At 68.3% G+C, this 18,182-nt stretch carries 15 protein-coding genes and 1 pseudogene; 9 read left to right on the forward strand and 7 right to left on the reverse strand.

Translation table 11 applies throughout. From position 1 onward, the window contains the following. Positions 1 to 8: 8 nt before the first annotated feature. The 5 genes from KY497_RS05825 to KY497_RS05845 all read right to left on the reverse strand — a co-directional run bounded on the left by KY497_RS05825 (position 9) and on the right by KY497_RS05845 (position 8,147). Positions 9 to 1,412: a threonine/serine exporter ThrE family protein gene (locus KY497_RS05825; RefSeq protein WP_219870053.1), complete on the reverse strand. Its 1,404-nt coding sequence runs from the start codon at positions 1,410 to 1,412 to the stop codon at positions 9 to 11. A gap of 376 nt (positions 1,413 to 1,788) precedes the next feature. After that, positions 1,789 to 2,406 carry a TetR/AcrR family transcriptional regulator gene (locus KY497_RS05830; RefSeq protein WP_141387719.1) on the reverse strand — a complete coding sequence of 206 codons (618 nt, stop codon included), beginning with the start codon at positions 2,404 to 2,406 and terminating at the stop codon, positions 1,789 to 1,791. A 28-nt stretch (positions 2,407 to 2,434) separates the two neighbouring features. After that, positions 2,435 to 4,615 (reverse strand): YhgE/Pip domain-containing protein, encoded by a 2,181-nt coding sequence (locus KY497_RS05835; protein WP_219870054.1) that lies wholly within the window; start codon positions 4,613 to 4,615, stop codon positions 2,435 to 2,437. Beyond that, positions 4,612 to 7,497, reverse strand: a complete 2,886-nt coding sequence (locus KY497_RS05840; protein ID WP_219870055.1) for a YhgE/Pip domain-containing protein — start codon at positions 7,495 to 7,497, stop codon at positions 4,612 to 4,614. Before KY497_RS05840 ends, KY497_RS05835 begins: the two co-directional genes overlap by 4 nt. A gap of 68 nt (positions 7,498 to 7,565) precedes the next feature. Beyond that, a complete protein-coding gene (locus KY497_RS05845) occupies positions 7,566 to 8,147 on the reverse strand; it encodes a hypothetical protein (protein ID WP_219870056.1) in 582 nt (193 codons plus the stop codon). A gap of 76 nt (positions 8,148 to 8,223) precedes the next feature. Between KY497_RS05845 and KY497_RS05850 the strand changes: the two genes are divergently transcribed. The 5 genes from KY497_RS05850 to trpS all read left to right on the forward strand — a co-directional run bounded on the left by KY497_RS05850 (position 8,224) and on the right by trpS (position 13,155). Continuing rightward, entirely contained in the window at positions 8,224 to 9,066 is an 843-nt protein-coding gene (locus tag KY497_RS05850) for a sulfatase-like hydrolase/transferase (RefSeq protein WP_258185929.1), read from the forward strand. Positions 9,067 to 9,183: 117 nt separating this feature from the next. Further along, entirely contained in the window at positions 9,184 to 9,552 is a 369-nt protein-coding gene (locus KY497_RS05855) for a hypothetical protein (RefSeq protein WP_219870057.1), read from the forward strand. A 297-nt stretch (positions 9,553 to 9,849) separates the two neighbouring features. Further along, positions 9,850 to 10,437, forward strand: a complete 588-nt coding sequence (locus KY497_RS05860) for a hypothetical protein (RefSeq protein ID WP_219870058.1) — start codon at positions 9,850 to 9,852, stop codon at positions 10,435 to 10,437. Between the two features lie 214 nt (positions 10,438 to 10,651). Further along, a complete protein-coding gene (gene aspS, locus KY497_RS05865) occupies positions 10,652 to 11,953 on the forward strand; it encodes an aspartate--tRNA(Asn) ligase (protein WP_219870059.1) in 1,302 nt (433 codons plus the stop codon). A gap of 161 nt (positions 11,954 to 12,114) precedes the next feature. Then, positions 12,115 to 13,155, forward strand: a complete 1,041-nt coding sequence (trpS, locus tag KY497_RS05870) for a tryptophan--tRNA ligase (RefSeq protein WP_219870060.1) — start codon at positions 12,115 to 12,117, stop codon at positions 13,153 to 13,155. Here trpS and KY497_RS05875 read toward each other — a convergent pair. After that, a pseudogene (locus KY497_RS05875) lies at positions 13,152 to 13,446 on the reverse strand (integrase core domain-containing protein); the annotation flags it as partial. The gene trpS and the pseudogene KY497_RS05875 overlap by 4 nt on opposite strands. A 154-nt stretch (positions 13,447 to 13,600) precedes the next feature. Here KY497_RS05875 and KY497_RS05880 point away from each other — a divergent pair. Beyond that, complete coding sequence (locus tag KY497_RS05880) at positions 13,601 to 14,362, forward strand: glycosyltransferase family 2 protein (RefSeq protein WP_218682407.1); 762 nt, start codon at positions 13,601 to 13,603, stop codon at positions 14,360 to 14,362. A 13-nt stretch (positions 14,363 to 14,375) separates the two neighbouring features. Here KY497_RS05880 and KY497_RS05885 read toward each other — a convergent pair whose 3' ends face one another. Then, entirely contained in the window at positions 14,376 to 15,272 is an 897-nt protein-coding gene (locus tag KY497_RS05885; RefSeq protein ID WP_141387705.1) for an alpha/beta fold hydrolase, read from the reverse strand. Positions 15,273 to 15,393: 121 nt separating this feature from the next. On the opposite strand from KY497_RS05885, the gene KY497_RS05890 reads away from it, so the two are divergent. The 3 genes from KY497_RS05890 to KY497_RS05900 are packed head-to-tail and all read left to right on the forward strand — an operon-like array spanning position 15,394 to position 18,127. Continuing rightward, complete coding sequence (locus KY497_RS05890) at positions 15,394 to 17,121, forward strand: DHA2 family efflux MFS transporter permease subunit (protein WP_219870061.1); 1,728 nt, start codon at positions 15,394 to 15,396, stop codon at positions 17,119 to 17,121. Next, positions 17,090 to 17,578: a MarR family winged helix-turn-helix transcriptional regulator gene (locus tag KY497_RS05895; protein ID WP_219870062.1), complete on the forward strand. Its 489-nt coding sequence runs from the start codon at positions 17,090 to 17,092 to the stop codon at positions 17,576 to 17,578. Before KY497_RS05890 ends, KY497_RS05895 begins: the two co-directional genes overlap by 32 nt. A gap of 54 nt (positions 17,579 to 17,632) precedes the next feature. Beyond that, positions 17,633 to 18,127, forward strand: a complete 495-nt coding sequence (locus KY497_RS05900; protein ID WP_017829344.1) for a MarR family winged helix-turn-helix transcriptional regulator — start codon at positions 17,633 to 17,635, stop codon at positions 18,125 to 18,127. Positions 18,128 to 18,182: the final 55 nt, after the last annotated feature.

Genomic DNA, 18,182 nt, shown 5'->3' on the forward strand with positions numbered 1-18,182 from the left:
GGGTGGGGTCAGCGGCGCACGCGGGCGCGGGTCTTCGCGACGCTCGCGAGAGTGGCGCGCACCGGGGTGCCCAGGTACAGGCCGAGTGACGCGCCGGATGCCAGGCCGATGCCGATGACCGCGGCATCGTTGAGCGACCCGCCGGCGAGCAGCATGCCGGTGGAGGTGCCGGCGGCGTGGACCATCTCGAGCAGTCCCTGGAACACGGCGACACCGGGAACGAGGGGCACGATCGCCGCGGTGGTCACCGCGACCGAGGGCACGTGGAGGTTGCGGGCGATCAGCATCCCGAGGAAGCTCGCGAGCAGGGCGCCGATCGCGCTCGCCGCAGCCGGGTGCAGGTTCAGCGCGACCGAGGCGGAGTAGCCCGCGAGAGTGACGGCGCTGAGCAGCGCACTGACCAGGATGATGCGGAGGCCGGCGCCGTTGAACACGGCCACGGCCACCGCGATGATGATCGCCCCTGCGAACTGGTTCACGAGCGGGCCGAACGGCGCAGGGTCGTCGTCGGGCAGGCCCATGGTGAACCCCAGGACGCCGCCGAACTCCAGGCCGACGAGGATGCCGATCACCACGCCGAGGGTCTGCATGGTCAGATCGAGGATGCGTCCGCCCGCGGTCAACGCGAAGCCGTCGATCGCATCCTGTGCCGCACCGACCACGGTGAGGCCGGCGAGCATCAGCACGATTCCCGAGGCGACGATCATCGAAGGGCGGATGCCGACGAACGGCTCTATCCCCGCGGTGCCGAGGGCGGAGACCACGACGGCCACGACGGTCGTCACGAACCCTCCGGCGATCTGGCTGAAGAACAGGGGCACGCGCAGTCGGGCGAGACCGGCCTGCGTGAGTGCGGCGCACAGGGCCGCGACGAAGGTGAGGCCGACGATGATCGGCGAGGCGCCCAGCATGATGCTCACGCCCACGGCGAGAAGTGCCCTGGCGACGATGACGACGGGCTGCTGGTAGCGGAACGGCATCCGTCGAATGGCACGGAAGGTCGTGCGTGCGGATTCGAGGTCGAGTCCACCGTCGATGTCGGCGACCAGGGCCTGCACGCGCTGCAGCTTCGCGTGGTCGGGGGCGGTGACGCGCACGACGCGCACGAGCGTCTCGGGCCAGACCTCGCCGCTCAGATGGAACGACACCGTGATCGAGTTGTACGTGACGTCGACCTGCACGCCCCGCATCCCGTAGGCGTCGCACACCCGGGTGATGGCGAGCGTGACCTCGTGCGCCGAGGCCCCGACCGCGAACATCGATTCTCCGATGCGCGTGGCGAGATCGAGCACCCGGGGAACCGTGCGCTCGTCGATGACCGGCATGGCCTCGGTGTGCGCGACCGCCGAGGGATCGGTGTGCAGCAGGCGGCGCACGGAGGAGAGCAGCGGCCGGCGGGATCTCGCGGACATATCGTCCATTCTCCCGTCCATACCGTCGATCGGGGGGAAGACTGTCCGGTCCTCCGCGACCCGAACGCGGAGGACCGGCGAAATCGAGTGAGAAGCTGCGCATGCGCACCGACCCCCGGGCCGCATCCCAGACCCGAGAGAGAATCCGAATGCGCGCCGGTTCGACCGACTCAGAGCGCTGAAGCGACTCTTCGTGTCCTCCACGATACGCACGCACGAGGCGAGCGCTCCTATCGTCCGCCGTCCCTTGACGCACGGGCGGCGACGCTGCTATCGCGCGGACGCGAGGACTGGCGTCGTCGGCGCGGTGCGCGCCATCCCCTCGGGCGTCCCGCTCATCGACGTCGATCACGGGTCTCGCGCTTCGCCCGCGGGCTCAGTCCTGGGCGAAGATTTCGGGGTGCGCGCTGATGAGCTCGGCCTGCTCCCTCCACGAGAGCCCCACGATGCTGAGCACGACGCGCACGACGGTCGAGTCGGCGTCGGCAGTGGTGAGCCGCAGCTCGCGCAGCGTGGCTCGCGCCGTCTCCTCGATGAGGAAGGCGAGCAGCTCGGCGGGCATATCGCCGCGGAACGCCCCGGAGTCGACACCGGTCCGGGTCAGATCGCGGATGCGGTGACGCAGCGGCGCGAGGGCGAGCACGGTGTCGGTCAGATGCGCGTCGTCGAGGGCGATGTTGGCCGAGGCGCGCACAGCGGAGGCCTCCCGCCACAGACGCGTCGCCATCCGTGCCAGGGTCACGCGGGGGTCGGACTCGTCGGTGGTCTCGGCGATCGCGTTGAAGCGCTGAGCACCCGCGGCGATCACCTCCCGCAGCAGGGTGTCGCGGTCGGCGAAGTGGCCGTAGACGGCTCGGCGGGTGAGGCCTGCGGCCTGCGCGATCGCGTCGAGCGACGCCGTGGGGTTGCTCGCGAGCACCGACTGCGCCGCGCGCAGCAGGGCCTCGCGGTTGGCCAGGGCGTCGCGTCGACGCGGCGGATTCGGTGCGGTCACTTCGGACCCTTTCGCGGAGTCGCGGGGATCAGGACATCAGCTTGGTCGACGCGAGGGCTTCGACCAGCTTGCGGTTGTACGTCATCAGGGGGCGCCGCAGCACGAGCCCGAGGAGCAGTGCCGGGATGATGAACAGCGCGAGTGCACCCAGCGCCCACCAGAAGTCGGCCTGATAGACGCCGGCGATCGCCGACCTCACCATGTTCACCGCGTAGGTCGCGGGAAGGAACGGACTGATGCTCTGGAACCAGTCGGGCAGCAGCTGCAGCGGGTACGCGCCGCCCGAGCCCGAGATCTGGATCACCAGGAGCAGCACCGAGAGCGCTTTGCCCGCATTGCCGAAAGCGACCACCGCGGTGTACACGATGAGTGTGAACACGGTCGAGATCGCCCACCCCGCCAGGATCAGCAGAAGCGGATGTGCGGGTTCGACCTGGACGAAGAGGATCAGCCCGAGGGTCAGCAGCGTGCTCTGTGCGAGACCGACCAGCCCGAAGATGCCGTAGCGGCCGAGGTACTTCTGCGTCGGTGTGAGCTCAGGGCGGTCGGGGAGCGTCTCGGCGTTCACATCCACGCGGATGGTCACGGTCATCAGAAGCGCGCCCACCCAGAGCGCGAGGATCATGTACAGCGGCGCCATGGCCGCACCGAATCCCGCCACGGGGAAGACCGCGGTGCGGTCGAGGCGCACCGGCTCGGCGAGAGACGTGGCGAGCACACCGGGGTCGGCGCCGGTCAGTTCGCTGAGGTCGCCGGTGTCGGCGGCCTTCGCGATCGACTGCTGGACGGCGTCGAACCTGTCGGCCATCGTGTTCAGCGATGCCGACAGCTGCGTCGTGGCCTCCTGAGCGCGCGACAGCGTGGACAGCACGGAATCGGAGGCACCGGACAGGCCCGAGGTGATGCCGGACAGGTCGGAGCGGATCGCCGAGACATCGGACCCGATCTGGGAGAGAGTCGTCGACAGCGAACTCAGCTGCGCCTTCAGGCCGTTGTCGTAGGTGCTCCGTGCATCGGCGAGCGCCTTCTTGGCCTCGGCGATGGCGGCGGAGATCTCCTGGTGGGAGCTCTGCGCCGCGTCATTGCCGGCGGCGATGTCGGTCGCCGCCGTCTGGAGGCGATCCTGCAGAGCCTGCTGCTGCGCGATCGCCTCGTCGAGCCGGCTGATCAGGGCGTCGAAGTCGGATTGCGCGGATTCCGGCAGGTTCGGTCCGACCTCGGTCTCCAGCGTGTTCTTGAGCGCCGCGTACTGATCGGCCTGCTGCTGCACACGCTCGGCGAGTGTGGTGATCGCCTGCACCTGGGCGCCGCTGAGAGTGTCGCCCGCGGCGTACAGCTCATCGATGCGCTGCCCCACGGCGTCGTAGCTGTTCGAGGTCGCCGCGAGGGCATCGGCGAGCGACTGTGCCGCCGTCTGCAGAGTGGACTTCAGTGTGTTCGCGGCGTCCACCCCGCTGCCGAGCGCGCCCGAGGTGTCCGTGAACGCGTCACCGGCCGTGTCGACCAGGGCCGAGGCGCTGTCGAGCAGCGGCCGGCTCCCCTCGAGCAGAGCCGTGAAGGTGTCGGCCGTGTGCGCACCGGAGCGCAGCTGATCGCCCACACTCCCCAGGCGCGCCTCGACCCGGGTGAGTGCTGCCTGCGTGTCCTCATCCGTGAGGTAGTCCGACAACGACGAGACGAGGCCGAGCGCGACGTCGCCGAGCGTCTGGGCGAACGTGTCGCTGATCTCGGACGACACCCCTTCCGCGCCCTGTCCGGTGATCTTCGGCGCCAGCGCGTTCTTCTTCTCGTTCGTGTAGAGCGCGATGTGCGTGCGGTCGCCCCCATCGGCGTAGAAGGTCAGCATGTCCGCGCTGAAGGTCTCGGGCAGCACGATCGCGGCGTAGTACTCGCCCGACTTCGTCCCGTCGATCGCGTCGTGCTCATCGGTGATGACCCAGTCGAGCTGGTCGTTCCCGCGGAGCTGAGAGAGAACCTGCTCCCCGACGTTCACGCGGATCGGGACGAGGTCGCTCTCGTAGCCGGCATCGGTGCTCGCCACCGCGATCTTCAGGTCCTTCGTGTTCGCGAACGGATCCCAACTGGCGATCACGTTGAACCAGGTGAACAGGGAGGGGATGACGACGAGACCGAAAAGGACGATGCATGCCATCACGTTCTGGGTGGCGTGACGAACGTCGCGCAGTGTCAGGTGCAGGATGTCCTTCACGCGCGGTCCTCTCCTTCTGCTCGCTGGTGCTCTTCCGGTTCGTCCTCTTCCGGTTCCGCCGTTCGTGTCGGTCCCTCGTCCTCCGGGGCGTCCACCGCCGCGGTCGTCTCGGGCTGCACGGGGTCGGCATCCGGTTCGGCGCCGGGGCCCGGTTCCGGAGCGGCGTCGGGCTGTGGTTCGGAACCGAACCACTCCGTGAGAAGGGCGTCGGCCTCGACACCGGCGGCCGGTTCGTCCCGCTCGGCCGTCGCATCCGTCACCGGGGCCTCGGCCTCGGTCGCGGCGATCGGGGCGGATGAGGTCGAGGGCAGCGGTTCGGCTGTCGTGACGGGCAGGACCGCCGCATGGCCGGCGGGGCCCGCGAGGGCGAGCTGACGCAGTTCCGCCTCGTCGAGAGCGGCGACCTCCTCGCCGTTCTCGAAACTGTGCTTGATGTACTCGATGGTCACGAGGAATCCGATGACCAGCAGGATCCAGAGGGTCCACAGTCCCAGCAGCAGTGCCTTCGACTCGGGAAGCGCCCAGGTGAGGACACCGAGCACGACGAGGCCCGCGGCTCCCGTGAGCACCGTCGCCTTCAACAGCGTCGGGTAGCGGCGGGTGAACGGCTCTGCCCGTCGAGCGAGGTCTTCGCGGTACTCGGCGCGGTTCGACAGCGCCCTGATCACGTCGGTGAGCCGGTATCCGCTGCCGACGACCTGCACCTTCTCGCCGATCAGGAGGTCGGTCGAGAGCACCTGGCGGTTGAAGAGCAGGGTGAAGTTGGCGAGACGGCGCCGCAGGACGAGCCCGACGAGGAACGCGAGAGCGACGAACACGGCGAGAGCGCCGAGGAAGCGCCAGTAGTGGTCGCCGTAGAAGCCCCCGATCGTCTCCCGCATCGCGTCGATGCCGTAGGAGAACGGCAGGAGCGGGTAGATCGCACGGAAGAACCCGGGCATCAGCTCGATCGGGTACAGGCCGGACGCGCCGGGGATCTGCATGATCACCAGCAGGATGCACAGGCCCCGGCCGACGTGGCCGAAGGCGACGCAGAGGGCGTAGATGATGCTCACGTAGGCGAGGGCGATGAGCACACCGGTGCCGACGAAGGCCGCGGCGCTGACGGTCTGCACACCGATGATGAGGTTGCCGATGCACACGATCAGCGCCTGGCCGATGGCGAGCGTCGCGAAGAGGAAGAAGCGGCCGAAGTAGGCCTGGCGCACGGTGACGTCTTCGACGCCCTCGGTGTCGACCTCGACGCGGAAGATCACCATGAGCACGAAGGCGCCGATCCACAGCGACAGGTTCGTGAAGAGCGCGGCCATCGCCGACCCGTAGGTGTCGACGGGGAACACCAGATGCTCGTCGACCTCGACGGGGGAGGAGATGAACTGGGCGATCTGCTCGGGCTCCAGATCGGTCAGGGTGCCGAGCAGACCCCACTCGGATGCGGCGTTGAGGGCGACGACGTCGGTGCGCGACGTCTGCAGTCCCTGCTCGATGCCCGCGAGGTCGTTGTCGAAGCTCTGCAGCGCCGACGACGTGGCCACGAGCTGCGAGTCCAGCCCGGCGAGCAGCTGATCGGCCTGTGCGAGCACGCCCTTCTGCGCGTCCAGCGCCGCCGAGAACGATCCGACGCTCGCCGACAGCTGCGACATGGCGCTGTTGAGCGAGGGGACGGTGCGGGTGAGGATGTCGCGCATCGCCGCCGAGGCATCCCGGGTGTCCTGCATCGCCCGGTCCACGGCGTCGGCTGCCGCCTGAACGGAAGCCACGGTGTCGGAGGCACCGGCCTTCAGGGTCTTCAGATCCGCGAGCAGCTGTTGATCGGTGGCATTGCGCTGTTGGAGCGAGGCGATGACCTCGGTCAGGCGCTGCTTCGTGTCGTCGCTGAGGTCGGTGTTGTCGAGAAGCGCCTGCAGTCGGGCGGCCGCCGCCTCGTTCGCCTTCAGCACGTTCGAGACGTCGTCGATCCCGGCGTCGATGCGTACCCCCGCCTGTTCGAGGCTCTGGGTGAGACGGGTGATCGAGACGTTCGCCTTCGAGGAGGCGTCGGCGAGCAGGGTGGTGCCCTTCAGGAACGCCGTGGTGGCGCTGTCGGTGAAGGCGATCACCTCCTTCTGCGTCTCGGCGATGATCGACTGCGTCTGGGCGAGCGACTTCTGCACATCGCCGAGCGTCGTGTCGACGTCGCCGAGCGTGCCCCGCGCTGACGAGAGGGAGCCGCGGGAGGATGTGAGCCCCTCCTGCGTCTCTGCGAGGTCCTCGCGCGCTGACGAGAGGGTCTGGGTCGCCTGGTCGAAGGCGTTGAGGGTGTTGTCCCTGGCGTTCAGCAGCCGCAGCTCCGTGGAGTCGCCGACGTCTTTGAGGGCGTTCGTCGCTGCGAGCGCCACCTGCTCCTTGAAGGCGGTCGTGACCTGCTTGTCGAGTTCAGAGGCGCCGACGTCGGTGATCTTCGGCGCGATCGCGCCGGCCTTCTCGTTGACGTAGTACTGCAGTGCCGGCTGGGTGAAGTCGCCGCTGGTGATGCTGAGCAGATCCTCACTGAACTGTGCGGGAATGACGATGGCGGCGTAGACGTCGCCCTTCTTCACCGCCTCCTGGGCCTCGTCCTCGCCCATGAACTGCCAGCCGAGCTGGTCGTTGTCCTCGAGCTGCTCGGTCACCTGCTCGCCGATGTCGATGTGTCCGGTGAGGTCGGAGGTGGCGCCCTCGTCGAGATCGACCACCGCCACGCGGATGTTCGCGGTGTTGGCGTAAGGGTCCCAGAACGCGTTGATGTTGAACCACGCGTACAGGGCCGGGGTGATGAGCACCCCGATGATGATGATCCAGGCTTTGGGTACGCGGGAGAGTCTCTTGACGTCGCGCTTGTAGATCCGCCAGCTCTGTTTCACGGGACGAGTTTACACGTTACGTGCACACGAACGTGCAAGTTAGCTGAGGGGATGTGCGCAGACACGGGTCAGCCCAGAGTCGTGACGGTCATCTCGTTCGTGGCGGTGTCGCACATGGTCAGACGCCACGCGGGCGAGCCGTCTTCCATGACCCGTGCCATCTCGACGATGAGCGGACTCGGATATTCCTCGCCCGAGAGCTGGGCCGCGCTGTAGGCGCTGCTGCCGTTCATCTGCTGCTCCGCCTCGGTGAGCTCGGTCTCGCCCGTCGTGATGACTTCCAGCGTGCGGACGTCGACCAGTGACTCCCTGCCGAAGGCCGGATCGTCGACCCGTTCGCCGAACATGTCGACCCGGGTGTCGGCGCTGCGCAGCCGCCACACGAAGTCGGAGTCGACCCACTCGAGGCGAAGGCCCACGATGGTGCCGCCGATCGCCTCCGATTCTCCGGGCAGGGACTCGAGGAAGTCGGAGGGCCAGGAGACCTCGGACGGCAGGCAGGTGCCGGGGAAGCCGTCGCCGACAGCCGCCGGCGGGCTGGGCATCGCCGCGGAGCAACCGGCGCAGGCCAGCACTCCTGCGACCAGGAGCGCGCTTGCGCGCAGACGTACGGTGCTGGGCATCGGTAGCTCCATGATCGTCGCCGACATCCTGGGATCCTAGCCTGGAGCACGCACCCAGGCGCAGGACGACACCCCCTTCTTCGTCTGGTTCAACTCGACGCACATGCATTTCCGCACCCACACCAAGGAAGAGAGCAAGGGGCGCGCCGGACGCTGGCAGTCGGACTACCACGACACGATGCTCGACCACGATGACATCGTGGGAAGCCTGCTCGACCTGATCGACGAGCTCGGGCTGGCCGAGAACACGATCGTCATGTACTCCACCGACAACGGCCCGCACATGAACAGCTGGCCGGACGCCGGGATGACGCCGTTCCGCAACGAGAAGAACTCCAATTGGGAGGGCGCCTACCGCGTGCCCGCGATGGTCCGCTGGCCGGGGCGCATTCCGGCGGGGACGACGCTCAACGGGATCGTCAGTCACAACGACTGGTTCATCACGCTGCTGGCCGCGGCCGGAGATGCGGACATCGCCGAGCGCCTGAAGGAAGGCACCGAGCTGCACGGCACGGATTTCAGAGTGCACCTCGACGGGAACAACCAGCTGGACTACATCACGGGTGCCGTCGAACAGAGCCCGCGTCGCCACTTCTTCTACGTGTCGGACGACGGCGACCTCACGGCGCTGCGGTTCGAGAACTGGAAGGTCGTGTTCCTCGAGCAGCGCGCCGCCGGCACCCTGCTCGTCTGGCAGGAGCCATACATCGAGCTGCGCTTCCCGAAGCTGTTCAACCTCCGCACAGACCCCTACGAGCGGGCCGACATCACGTCGAACACCTACTGGGACTGGGTGCTCGACCACATCTTCCTGTTCGTGCCGGCGCAGGCGTATGTCGCGCGGATGCTGCAGAGTCTCGTGGAGTTCCCCGCGCGGCAGGAGTCGGCGTCGTTCACGATCAACCAGGTGATGGCGAAGCTGGATGCGACGGCCGGCAGCTCCTGACCCACGAGCCGCGCCGATCGTCATGTTCCCGCCCGAGGTCGCGCGTTTCGGCACGCCGTTCATCCGCGACGACATCGGCTGCAGGATGCCGTCAGGTCGAGCCGCTACCCTCAGGCCATGCGCCGAATCGTGGTCCTTCCTCTCGTCCTCGCCGCCGGACTCCTCTCCGGCTGCTCGCAGGTCACGCAGATGGCGGGCGACGCGATCGGGGTCGACGTCCAAGCGACGTGCACGACGATCGACGACGCCTACGGGCAGTACCAGGCGCTGCTCGACCAGGGCGAGATCTCGGCCGAGCAGGCCGACGCGGCGCGCGACGAGCTCGTCGCATCGCTCGAGGGGCTCGCGGCGAACGTCGACGGACAGCTGGGCGACCTCATCCGCTCCGGCGCCACCCAGATCGGCGGCATGACAGACCTGCAGGCCCCGGAGACGGTCGAGGCGATCGAGCAGCTCAAGGACTCGGCCTCGGCCTTCTGCGGCTGACCCGGCGGCCTGTGAGACGATGCCGGAGATGAGCACTGCGGCTGATGAAGAGCTTCGCGCCCTCCGGGCCCGCGCCTATGGTCCGACGGCGGACATCGAGAGCGATCCTGCCGCCCTGCATCGCCTCCAGCAGCTGGAGGCGATGACGAAGCCGAGGGCATCCGCCAGTGACGCCGACGCCTTCGCGGCGGAGATCGAGCCCTGCGGCAGCCCGAGTCGATTCGACCACCCGAGCCCCTTCGAAGGCATGCGCGGCCGGAGCAGAGCGCGCAGGAAGCGGAGAAGGACGAACTCGACGTGTTCGCCGATGCCGCCGTCGATGCGACGGATCCGCTCGCGCCGAAACAGGAACCAGCCGAGAAGCTGGCGGCCTGGTTCACGGTGCGCACGACCAGGATCCTGTGGGTGGTCGCGATTGTGGCGGCGGCCGTGATGTCGGCGGCCGTCACCTTCGCACTCGTGAAGGTCACCCCCGTCGCCTCGTCTTCGGGGGCTCCGCAGATCACCACACTCGACGCGACATCGACACTCAAGGTCCCGGCGGGGTGGATGGGAGCAGGCCCGAGCTCCGCTGTGTTCGACTTCTACGGCTTGGCTCTGGTGGAGACCACGGGTGGATACGGCGGCGGGGGTATCGGAAGCGAGTGCTTCACCATCGCCAGGTCCGACCAGATCCCGAGGGCGGAGGAGTTCGACTCCTCCAACGGATGGAGCTACGACGGACCCGTATACACGGGTTGCGCCGTCGGCACGTTCCCCGCGACCGTCGAGGTGCCTTTCGACAGCAATGTCCCCAAGGAGCTGAGCGAGCGCTTCCCCGCAGCGACCGCACTGCAGTTCGTGTACGACGGCGAACGGGTCGGGGTCTTCCTCGACAGCGAGTAGGCGAGCGAAACGCCCGCCGCGGGAGCGGTCCAGCGCGATGCTACGATGGCCGCAGCAGCTGCGGGGGAGTGACGACCCCCGGCCCTCCGGGGAAGGTGGCGGCTCGCGCGTCCGGCGTATCGACGAGAGGCCGATGAGCGATCGGCGAAGGTGTGGTGGCACCGCGATCTAGCCCCCGCCCGCACCTCCAGGGCTTTCGCCACCTGGAGGAATCATGTCGCCGACCGACCCCGCTCGCACTCTCGCCACTCAGCTTCCCGACACGCCCTCCGGCGCACGGATCACCCTCATGGGACACGTGCACCGGCGCAGGGAACTCGCCACCGTCTCGTTCCTGATCCTGCGCGACCGCACCGGACTCGCGCAGATCGTGTTCCGACCCGAGCAGCTCCCGACGGCCGGTCTGCCCGGTGAGGAGACGGTCGTGCGCATCGAAGGCACCGCGACCGCGAACGCGCACGCCCCCGGTGGCATCGAGGTGACAGCACCCGAGATCACCCTGCTCTCGGAGCCCGCCCGCACCCCGGTGGTCGAGCTGTGGCGGCCCACTCTCGACGCCGCGCTTCCCACGGTGCTCGACCATGCGGCGGTGACCTGGCGGCACCCCGCTCAGCGTGCGAAGTGGGAGCTGGCTGCGGCGAGCCTGCGTGGATTCCGTCGCACGCTCGACGCCGAGGGATTCACCGAGATCCAGACGCCGAAGCTCGTCGACTCTGTGACGGAGTCGGGAGCGAACGTGTTCCCGGTCGACTACTTCGGCACGACCGCCTACCTCGCGCAGAGTCCGCAGTTCTTCAAGCAGCAGCTCGTCGGCGTCTTCGAGCGCGTCTACGAGACGGGCCCCGTGTTCCGCGCGGAACCGCACGACACGGTGCGTCATCTCGCCGAGTACGTCTCCCTCGACGCCGAGCTCGGCTTCATCCGCGACCACCGCGATGTGCTCGCGCTGCTGCACCGGGTGCTGCTCGGCGTGATCGAGAGTATCCGCACCGAGAGCGGGGACGCGGTCGCGCGCCTCGGCCTCGCGCTTCCCGCGATCCCCGACGAGATCCCGGTGATCCACTTCCAGGACGCGCTGCGGCGGGTCGGAGCCCCGGATGACGAGCCCGACCTGGCACCGGCGCACGAGCGCGCCCTCGGCGAGTGGGCCCAGCAGCGGTACGGCAGCGACGTGATCGCGGTCGAGGGGTACCCGATGCGCAAGCGGCCCTTCTACACGCACCCGCAGCCGGACGACCCGCGGTGGAGCAACAGCTTCGACCTGATCTTCCGCGGCCTCGAGCTCGTGACCGGTGGGCAGCGACGGCATCGGTACTCCGACTACGTCGCCGCCATCGAGGCGCGGGGCGAGTCGCCCGACGCGTACGCTTCCTACCTCTCGGCCTTCGCGCACGGCATGCCGCCGCACGGAGGGTTCGCGATCGGTCTGGAGCGCTGGGTGTCGCGACTCATCGAGGCGTCGAACATCCGGGAGGTGACGCTCTTCCCGCGCGACCTGCACCGGCTCACCCCGTGAGCCCGTGGTCGCGGTGCGCGATAGCATCTGTGGCATGAACTTCAACCGCTCCGCATGGTGGTGGCTGCGATAGCAGCCGGTTGAAGCATGTTCACGGGCTGCACGGCAGTTCGTGACAGCACCCGAGAACTCCGTGCGGCTCCCGATTCAGGGAGAGACAGATGGATTCGTTCACCGCGACCGCGCAGCGATCGACGCAGGTCGCCGACGCCGTGGCCCGGCACCCGGAGAGGTTCCGTGTGCTCACGGGCGAGCGCCCGACCGGGGCGCTTCACCTCGGGCACTATTTCGGGACCATCCGGGAGCGGGTGCGGCTGCAGGAAGCGGGGGTCGAGACGTTCCTCGTGCTCGCCGACTACCAGGTCATCACCGACCGGGATACGACGGCGCACGTGCGCGACAACGTGCACGGGGCCGTTCTCGACTACCTTGCAGCCGGGATCGACCCGGAGCGGACGACGGTCTTCACGCACTCGTCGGTCCCTGCGCTGAACCAGTTGCTGCTGCCGTTCCTCAGTCTCGTCACCGAGGCCGAGCTGCACCGCAACCCGACGGTCAAGTCGGAGCTCGAGGCCTCGGGGCGTGCGCTGAGCGGGTTGCTGCTGACCTATCCGGTGCATCAGGCCGCCGACATCCTGTTCTGCAAGGGCAACCTGGTGCCGGTGGGAAAGGACAATCTGCCGCACGTGGAGATGACGCGGGTGATCGCCCGACGGTTCAACGAGCGCTACGGCCCGATCTTCCCGGTTCCCGATGCCCTGGTCACCGCGGCGCCGGAGGTGCCGGGGCTGGACGGTCGGAAGATGTCGAAGAGCTACGGCAACGCGATCGCCCTGTCGATGACGGCGGACGAGACCGTCGCCGCGATCCGCCGTGCCCGAACGGATCAGGATCGGCGGATCACGTTCGATCCGGAGCATCGGCCGGGCGTCTCGGCGCTGCTGTCGACGGCCGCCCTGTGCCTCGACGTCGCGCCCGAGGAGCTGGCGGACGACATCGGTGACGGCGGCAGCGGCGAACTGAAGAAGGTCACTGCGACGGCGGTGAACGACTTCCTGGCACCCCTGCGGGAGCGGCGTCGAGGCTTCGCTGCAGACGGCGAGATCGTGCGCAGCGTGCTTCGTCGAGGCAACGAGCACGCCCGGGCGATCGCAGACGCAACCCTCGACGAGGTGCGCGAGGCGATGGGGACCGTGTACTAGTTGTGATGTCCAGGCAGGTTGTTGAGTCTGCTGATGGGTGGGTCTCCGATGGCGGAGTGGTGCCTGTGATGATTGTAGAAGTGCATCCAGGTGGGTAGTGCTGCTCGTCGCTCGGTCTCGGATTCGTAGAAGCGGGCGTAGGCCCAGCCGTCGGCGAGGGTGCGGGAACCGCTCGATCTTCCCGTTCGTCTGTGGGTGGTAGGGGTGGGTCTTCTGGGGGCGGATGTTGAGCATGGTGCAGGCGTCGGCCCAGGCGTGGGACTTGTAGGCGGAGCCGTTGTCGGAGAGTACTGTCGCACCCGGAGGCTTTCACCCCTCAGCAGTCACGAGCCATTCACGCAACAACGTCCCCGGACATCCGCGACCATCCTCGCTCAATCGCCCGGCGAGGTCGTCCACGGTGGAGACTGTGTCTGAGTGCCGAGCCGTGCAGGGGAGGAGAACGATGACGACCGTGTTCCCGCGTTCCGTCTCCGTCGTCATCCCGGTGCGCGACGACGCCCGCCTGCTTGAGGTGTGTCTGAGCGCCCTCGCCCGGCAGACCCGGAAGGCCGACGAGATCGTGATCGTCGACAACGGCAGTAGCGATGACACGGCCGCCGTCGCCGAGCGGTTCGGCGCACGGGTCGTGAGCGAGCCGATCCGGGGGATTCCTCGCGCATCGGCGGCCGGCTACGACGCGGCGACGGGCGACATCATCGCCCGGCTCGACGCCGATTCCCGCCCGGGGCCGGATTGGATCGCGCGGATCGAGCGGACGTTCCGCACCCGCGACGACGTCGACTTCGTCACGGGGGAGCCGCGCTTCTACGGTGCGACGCCCCTGGTGCACTGGATGGGGGCGCACCTCTACATCGGCGGCATGTACGCCGCGATGGGTCCGCTTCTCGGGCATGCGCCCCTCTACGGATCGAACATGGCGATGCGCGCCGCCGCCTGGCGGATGCTGAGCGGGGAGGTGCACCGCGAGGAGCAGAACATTCACGACGACTTCGACCTGTCGTTCCACGTGCGGCCGGGGATGACGGTGCTGCGCGATCGAAGCCTCGTGGTCGAGGTCTCGGCGCGGCCGTTCCAGGACTGGGCGTCGCTCCGACGGCGGTTGAGCTATGTGGTGCCCACCGTGCGGCTGCACCTGTCGGAAGAGCCTCTGCACCGGCGACGCCAGGCTCGCCGCGAGGCCGAGCGCTCTTCGGTCGGCCGGTGACGCCGTCGGTGGCTCAGTCGCGAGCCCGCGCGTAGAGATCGAGCAGGTCGGCGGCGAGCTGATGCGGGGTGGTCTCGCTCGGGCTGTGGCCGGTCGCATACGAGCGGAACTCGGCGTCGATGTCGCGGGCGTACCGCTCGTGGGCGGCGAGGGGCCACAGATCATGCGACCCGGCGACGACGAGCTTGGGCACGGGCAGATCCCGCACGCGGCTGCGCACATCGGGCGCGATCATCATGAGGCCGACGATCTCGTCGACGCTGCGCCTGCTCGTGAGCGCGAACCGTGAGCGCACGAACTCCAACCGCCGGGGCGGGACCCGGTTCTTGTTCGTCACGATCCCCCAGATCATGAGGCCGGCTCCGCGCCGTGGGCTCGCGATCGGGGCGAGGGGACCCAGCCACTTCATGCTCGCGAACACGTTGCCGGACCCCGGAGGTGTGGTGAGCAGCGCGAGGGAGAGCACGAGGTCCCGGCGGTGGACGGCGACCAGCTGAGCAACCGTGCCGGCGAACGAATACCCCAGCAGATGTGCGGGTGTGCCCGCTTCGAGGAATGCGACCAGGTCGCCGATGAACAGCTCGTAGGTGTAGGCGGAGTTCGCACCGGCGGCGTGCGACTCGTACTGCCCAGCGAGGTCGAACGACTGCACGAAGTAGCCGGCCTCCGCCAGCAGCGGCAGGATCAGAGCGAAGTCCTCCTTGGACCCCGTCGCCCCCGGCACCAGCACCACCCGCGGATGTCCCGGGTCGCCGATCGAGATCACGGACAGCTCACCGCTCGGGGCGGAGAACCGCGACCGCACCGACCCGGGGGGCGGCGTCGTCCAGTCGATGTCGCCGATGGCCGCGTCGAGGGAGGCCGGGGTGCGGGATGCCCGCTCGCTCCTCGAATCTGTCGACACGCTCACAAGCTACCCCTCGGCTCCCTCGTGCAGAAGCACATCGGGAGTGTCTCACCTTTAGTTGCACTTTGGCAACTAAAGGCGTATGGTTGACCTCGATCAACTTTCTACGCAGGAGCGCCACCCCGTGACAGACACCCCATCCGCACCCCCTGAGACGACCAGTTCGGCCCGCGAGGTCTTCACCGCGATCTCCGGTCTCGTCGTCGGCATGTTCGTCGCCGTGCTCTCGGGCACGGTCGTGTCGACCTCGATGCCGGTCATCATCGCCGACCTCGGCGGCACGCAGTCCCAGTACACCTGGGTCATCACCGCGAGCCTTCTGGCCACCGCCGTCTCCACCCCGATCTGGGGCAAGCTCGCCGACCTGGTCGACCGCAAGGTCCTGGTCCAGATCTCCCTCATCCTCTTCACGGTCGGCACCGTGATCGCCGGCTTCTCGACCGACACGAACATGCTCATCGCTGTGCGCGTCGTCCAGGGCATCGGCGTCGGCGGCCTGATGTCGCTCGTCATGATCGCCGTGGCCCTCATCATCTCCCCGCGTGAGCGCGGCAAGTACATGGGCGTCGTCGGCGGGATCATGGCCCTGGGCACCATCGGCGGCCCTCTGCTCGGAGGACTCCTCACCGACGTATGGGGCTGGCGCTCCAACTTCTTCGTCGGCGTGCCCTTCGCGATCCTCGCCCTCGTGCTGCTGCAGTTCACGCTGCACCTGCCCAAGCCCCAGCGCGACACCAAGGTCTCGATCGACTACTTCGGCATCGTGCTCCTCGCCGTCGGCGTCTCGACCCTGCTCATCTGGGTCTCCATGGGCGGCAACCAGTTCGACTGGGACTCCTCGACGAGCATCATGCTCGTGGTCACCGCCGGCGTCGCGATCGCCGCGTTCATCACGGTCGAGTTCTTCGTCAAGGAACCGATCGTGCCGATGTCGCTGTTCCGAAACCGCACCTTCACCCTGTCGGTCATCGCCTCGATCGCCATCGGCGTCTCGATGTTCGCCACGTCGGTGTTCCTCGCGCAGTACTTCCAGCTCGCCCGTGGCGCCACGCCCACCGAGTCGGGCCTCATGACCATCCCGATGATCATCGGCCAGATGGGGGCGTCGATCATCATCGGCCAGCTCGTGAGTCGCTTCGGCAAGTGGAAGGGCTGGATGGTCACGGGCTCGATCCTCACGACGATCGGCGTCAGCCTGATGGCAACCCTGCGCTACGACACCCCGTTCCCGCTCGTGGCCGTGTACATGTTCGTGCTCGGCGCCGGCCTCGGCATGGTCATGCAGAACCTCACGCTCATCGTGCAGAACGACACCGCGCCGCAGCAGCTGGGTGCCGCCTCGTCGAACGTCAACTTCTTCCGCACGATCGCCGGCACCATCGGCGTCACCGTGATGGGTTCGCTGCTGTCGACCAGCGTCGCGAACTACATCACCGACGCCCTCGACGGCTTCGTGCCCTCCACGCCGGCCGAGATCGACGCGCTCGAGCACCTCGCCTCCGGCGACGTCCCGAAGGTCGGTCAGCTGCCCGACACGATCCGCGCGATCGTCGAGAGTGCCTACGGTCACGGCATCGCGGACTCCTTCATCATCGCGATTCCGCTCGCCGTGATCGCCATCATCGCGATCGCGTTCATCAAGAACAAGCCGCTGTCGACGAAGAACGCCGCCGAGCAGATGCTCGAGCAGGCCGAGGAGTCGGTGATCGAGGTCTCCGAGGCCGAGGTCGGAGCCTCGCTCTCCACCGGATCCATCCGGATCCAGGGCGCGAGCAGCGGGCCCACGACCGGTTCGGTCCGCGTTCTCGAGCGCGAAGACCGTGAACGCGAAGACCGGGACGGGGAGCGCTGAGGTCGTGGCCTCGGCAGCGGCTGCGCCGTCGGATGTCGACAGTGCTCTCGGCGACCTCCAGGCGCACCTGAACCTCATCTTCGCGAGGACCCGGTCGCTGTGGAGGGAATCCGCCGCCCGGGTCCATCCGGAGCTTCAGGTGGGCGGCTACAAGCTGCTCACGTTCATCGATCGGGCGGGCACCGCGAACGCGCATGAGCTCGCCGAACGGTTCGAGATGGACAAGTCGGTGATCAGTCGTCAGGTGCGGATGCTCGAGGAGCTGGGGCTTCTCGAGTCCCGCCCCGATGAGCGCGACGGGCGGCTGCGGGTGCTGAGCGCGACGGCCTCGGCCTGCAGCGCGCTCGCCGAGGTGCGCCGCGACTACGGCTCCCGTCTCCAGGCCGTGATCGACGAGCTGACGCCCGACGAGATCAGGGCGGCCTCCAAGGCCTTCCGGCTGCTCGCCGAGGTGTGACTCGAAGCCCCGCTGTCCCGATCGACAGCGGGGCTTCGCCGTACACTGGCGATCATGAGCGCCTCCTCCGACGCCCCTTCCGAGACCCCCGCATCCGCGTCAGCGCCGGGCCGCCTGGGAGACGACGACCTCGATCAGGCCGTTACCAGGGTGGAGCAGGAACTCGGACGGCTCTTCGCGCGGATCCGCATCGGCTGGCGGGAAGCCGCCGCCACCGTGCATCCCGACCTGCAGCCGCTCGGCTACCAGGTGCTGACCTCCATCGCGACGGGCAAGGCGACCTCGGCCGGCGCGATCATCGAACGGCTGCAGACCGACAAATCGGCGGTGAGCCGCCAGGTGCGACAGCTCGAGCAGCTGGGACTCGTCGAGAGCGTGCCCGACCCCGAGGACCGCAGGGCCCGCGTGCTCGTGGCCACAGAACTCGCCCAGGAGCGGGTGGCTCTCGCCCGCTCGCGCTACGAGGGTCGTATCGGTGAGCGGCTGCGAAACTGGACCGCCGCCGACCTCGACCACTTCGCCGACCTGCTCGCCGGTCTCGGCGGCTGACGGGAACCGACCGGGCGGAAGCAGCCGCGGGAATACGGCGCACCGCTCGCGCCTT

This window comes from Microbacterium sp. PAMC22086 (assembly GCF_019443525.1).
GTDB lineage: Bacteria > Actinomycetota > Actinomycetes > Actinomycetales > Microbacteriaceae > Microbacterium > Microbacterium maritypicum.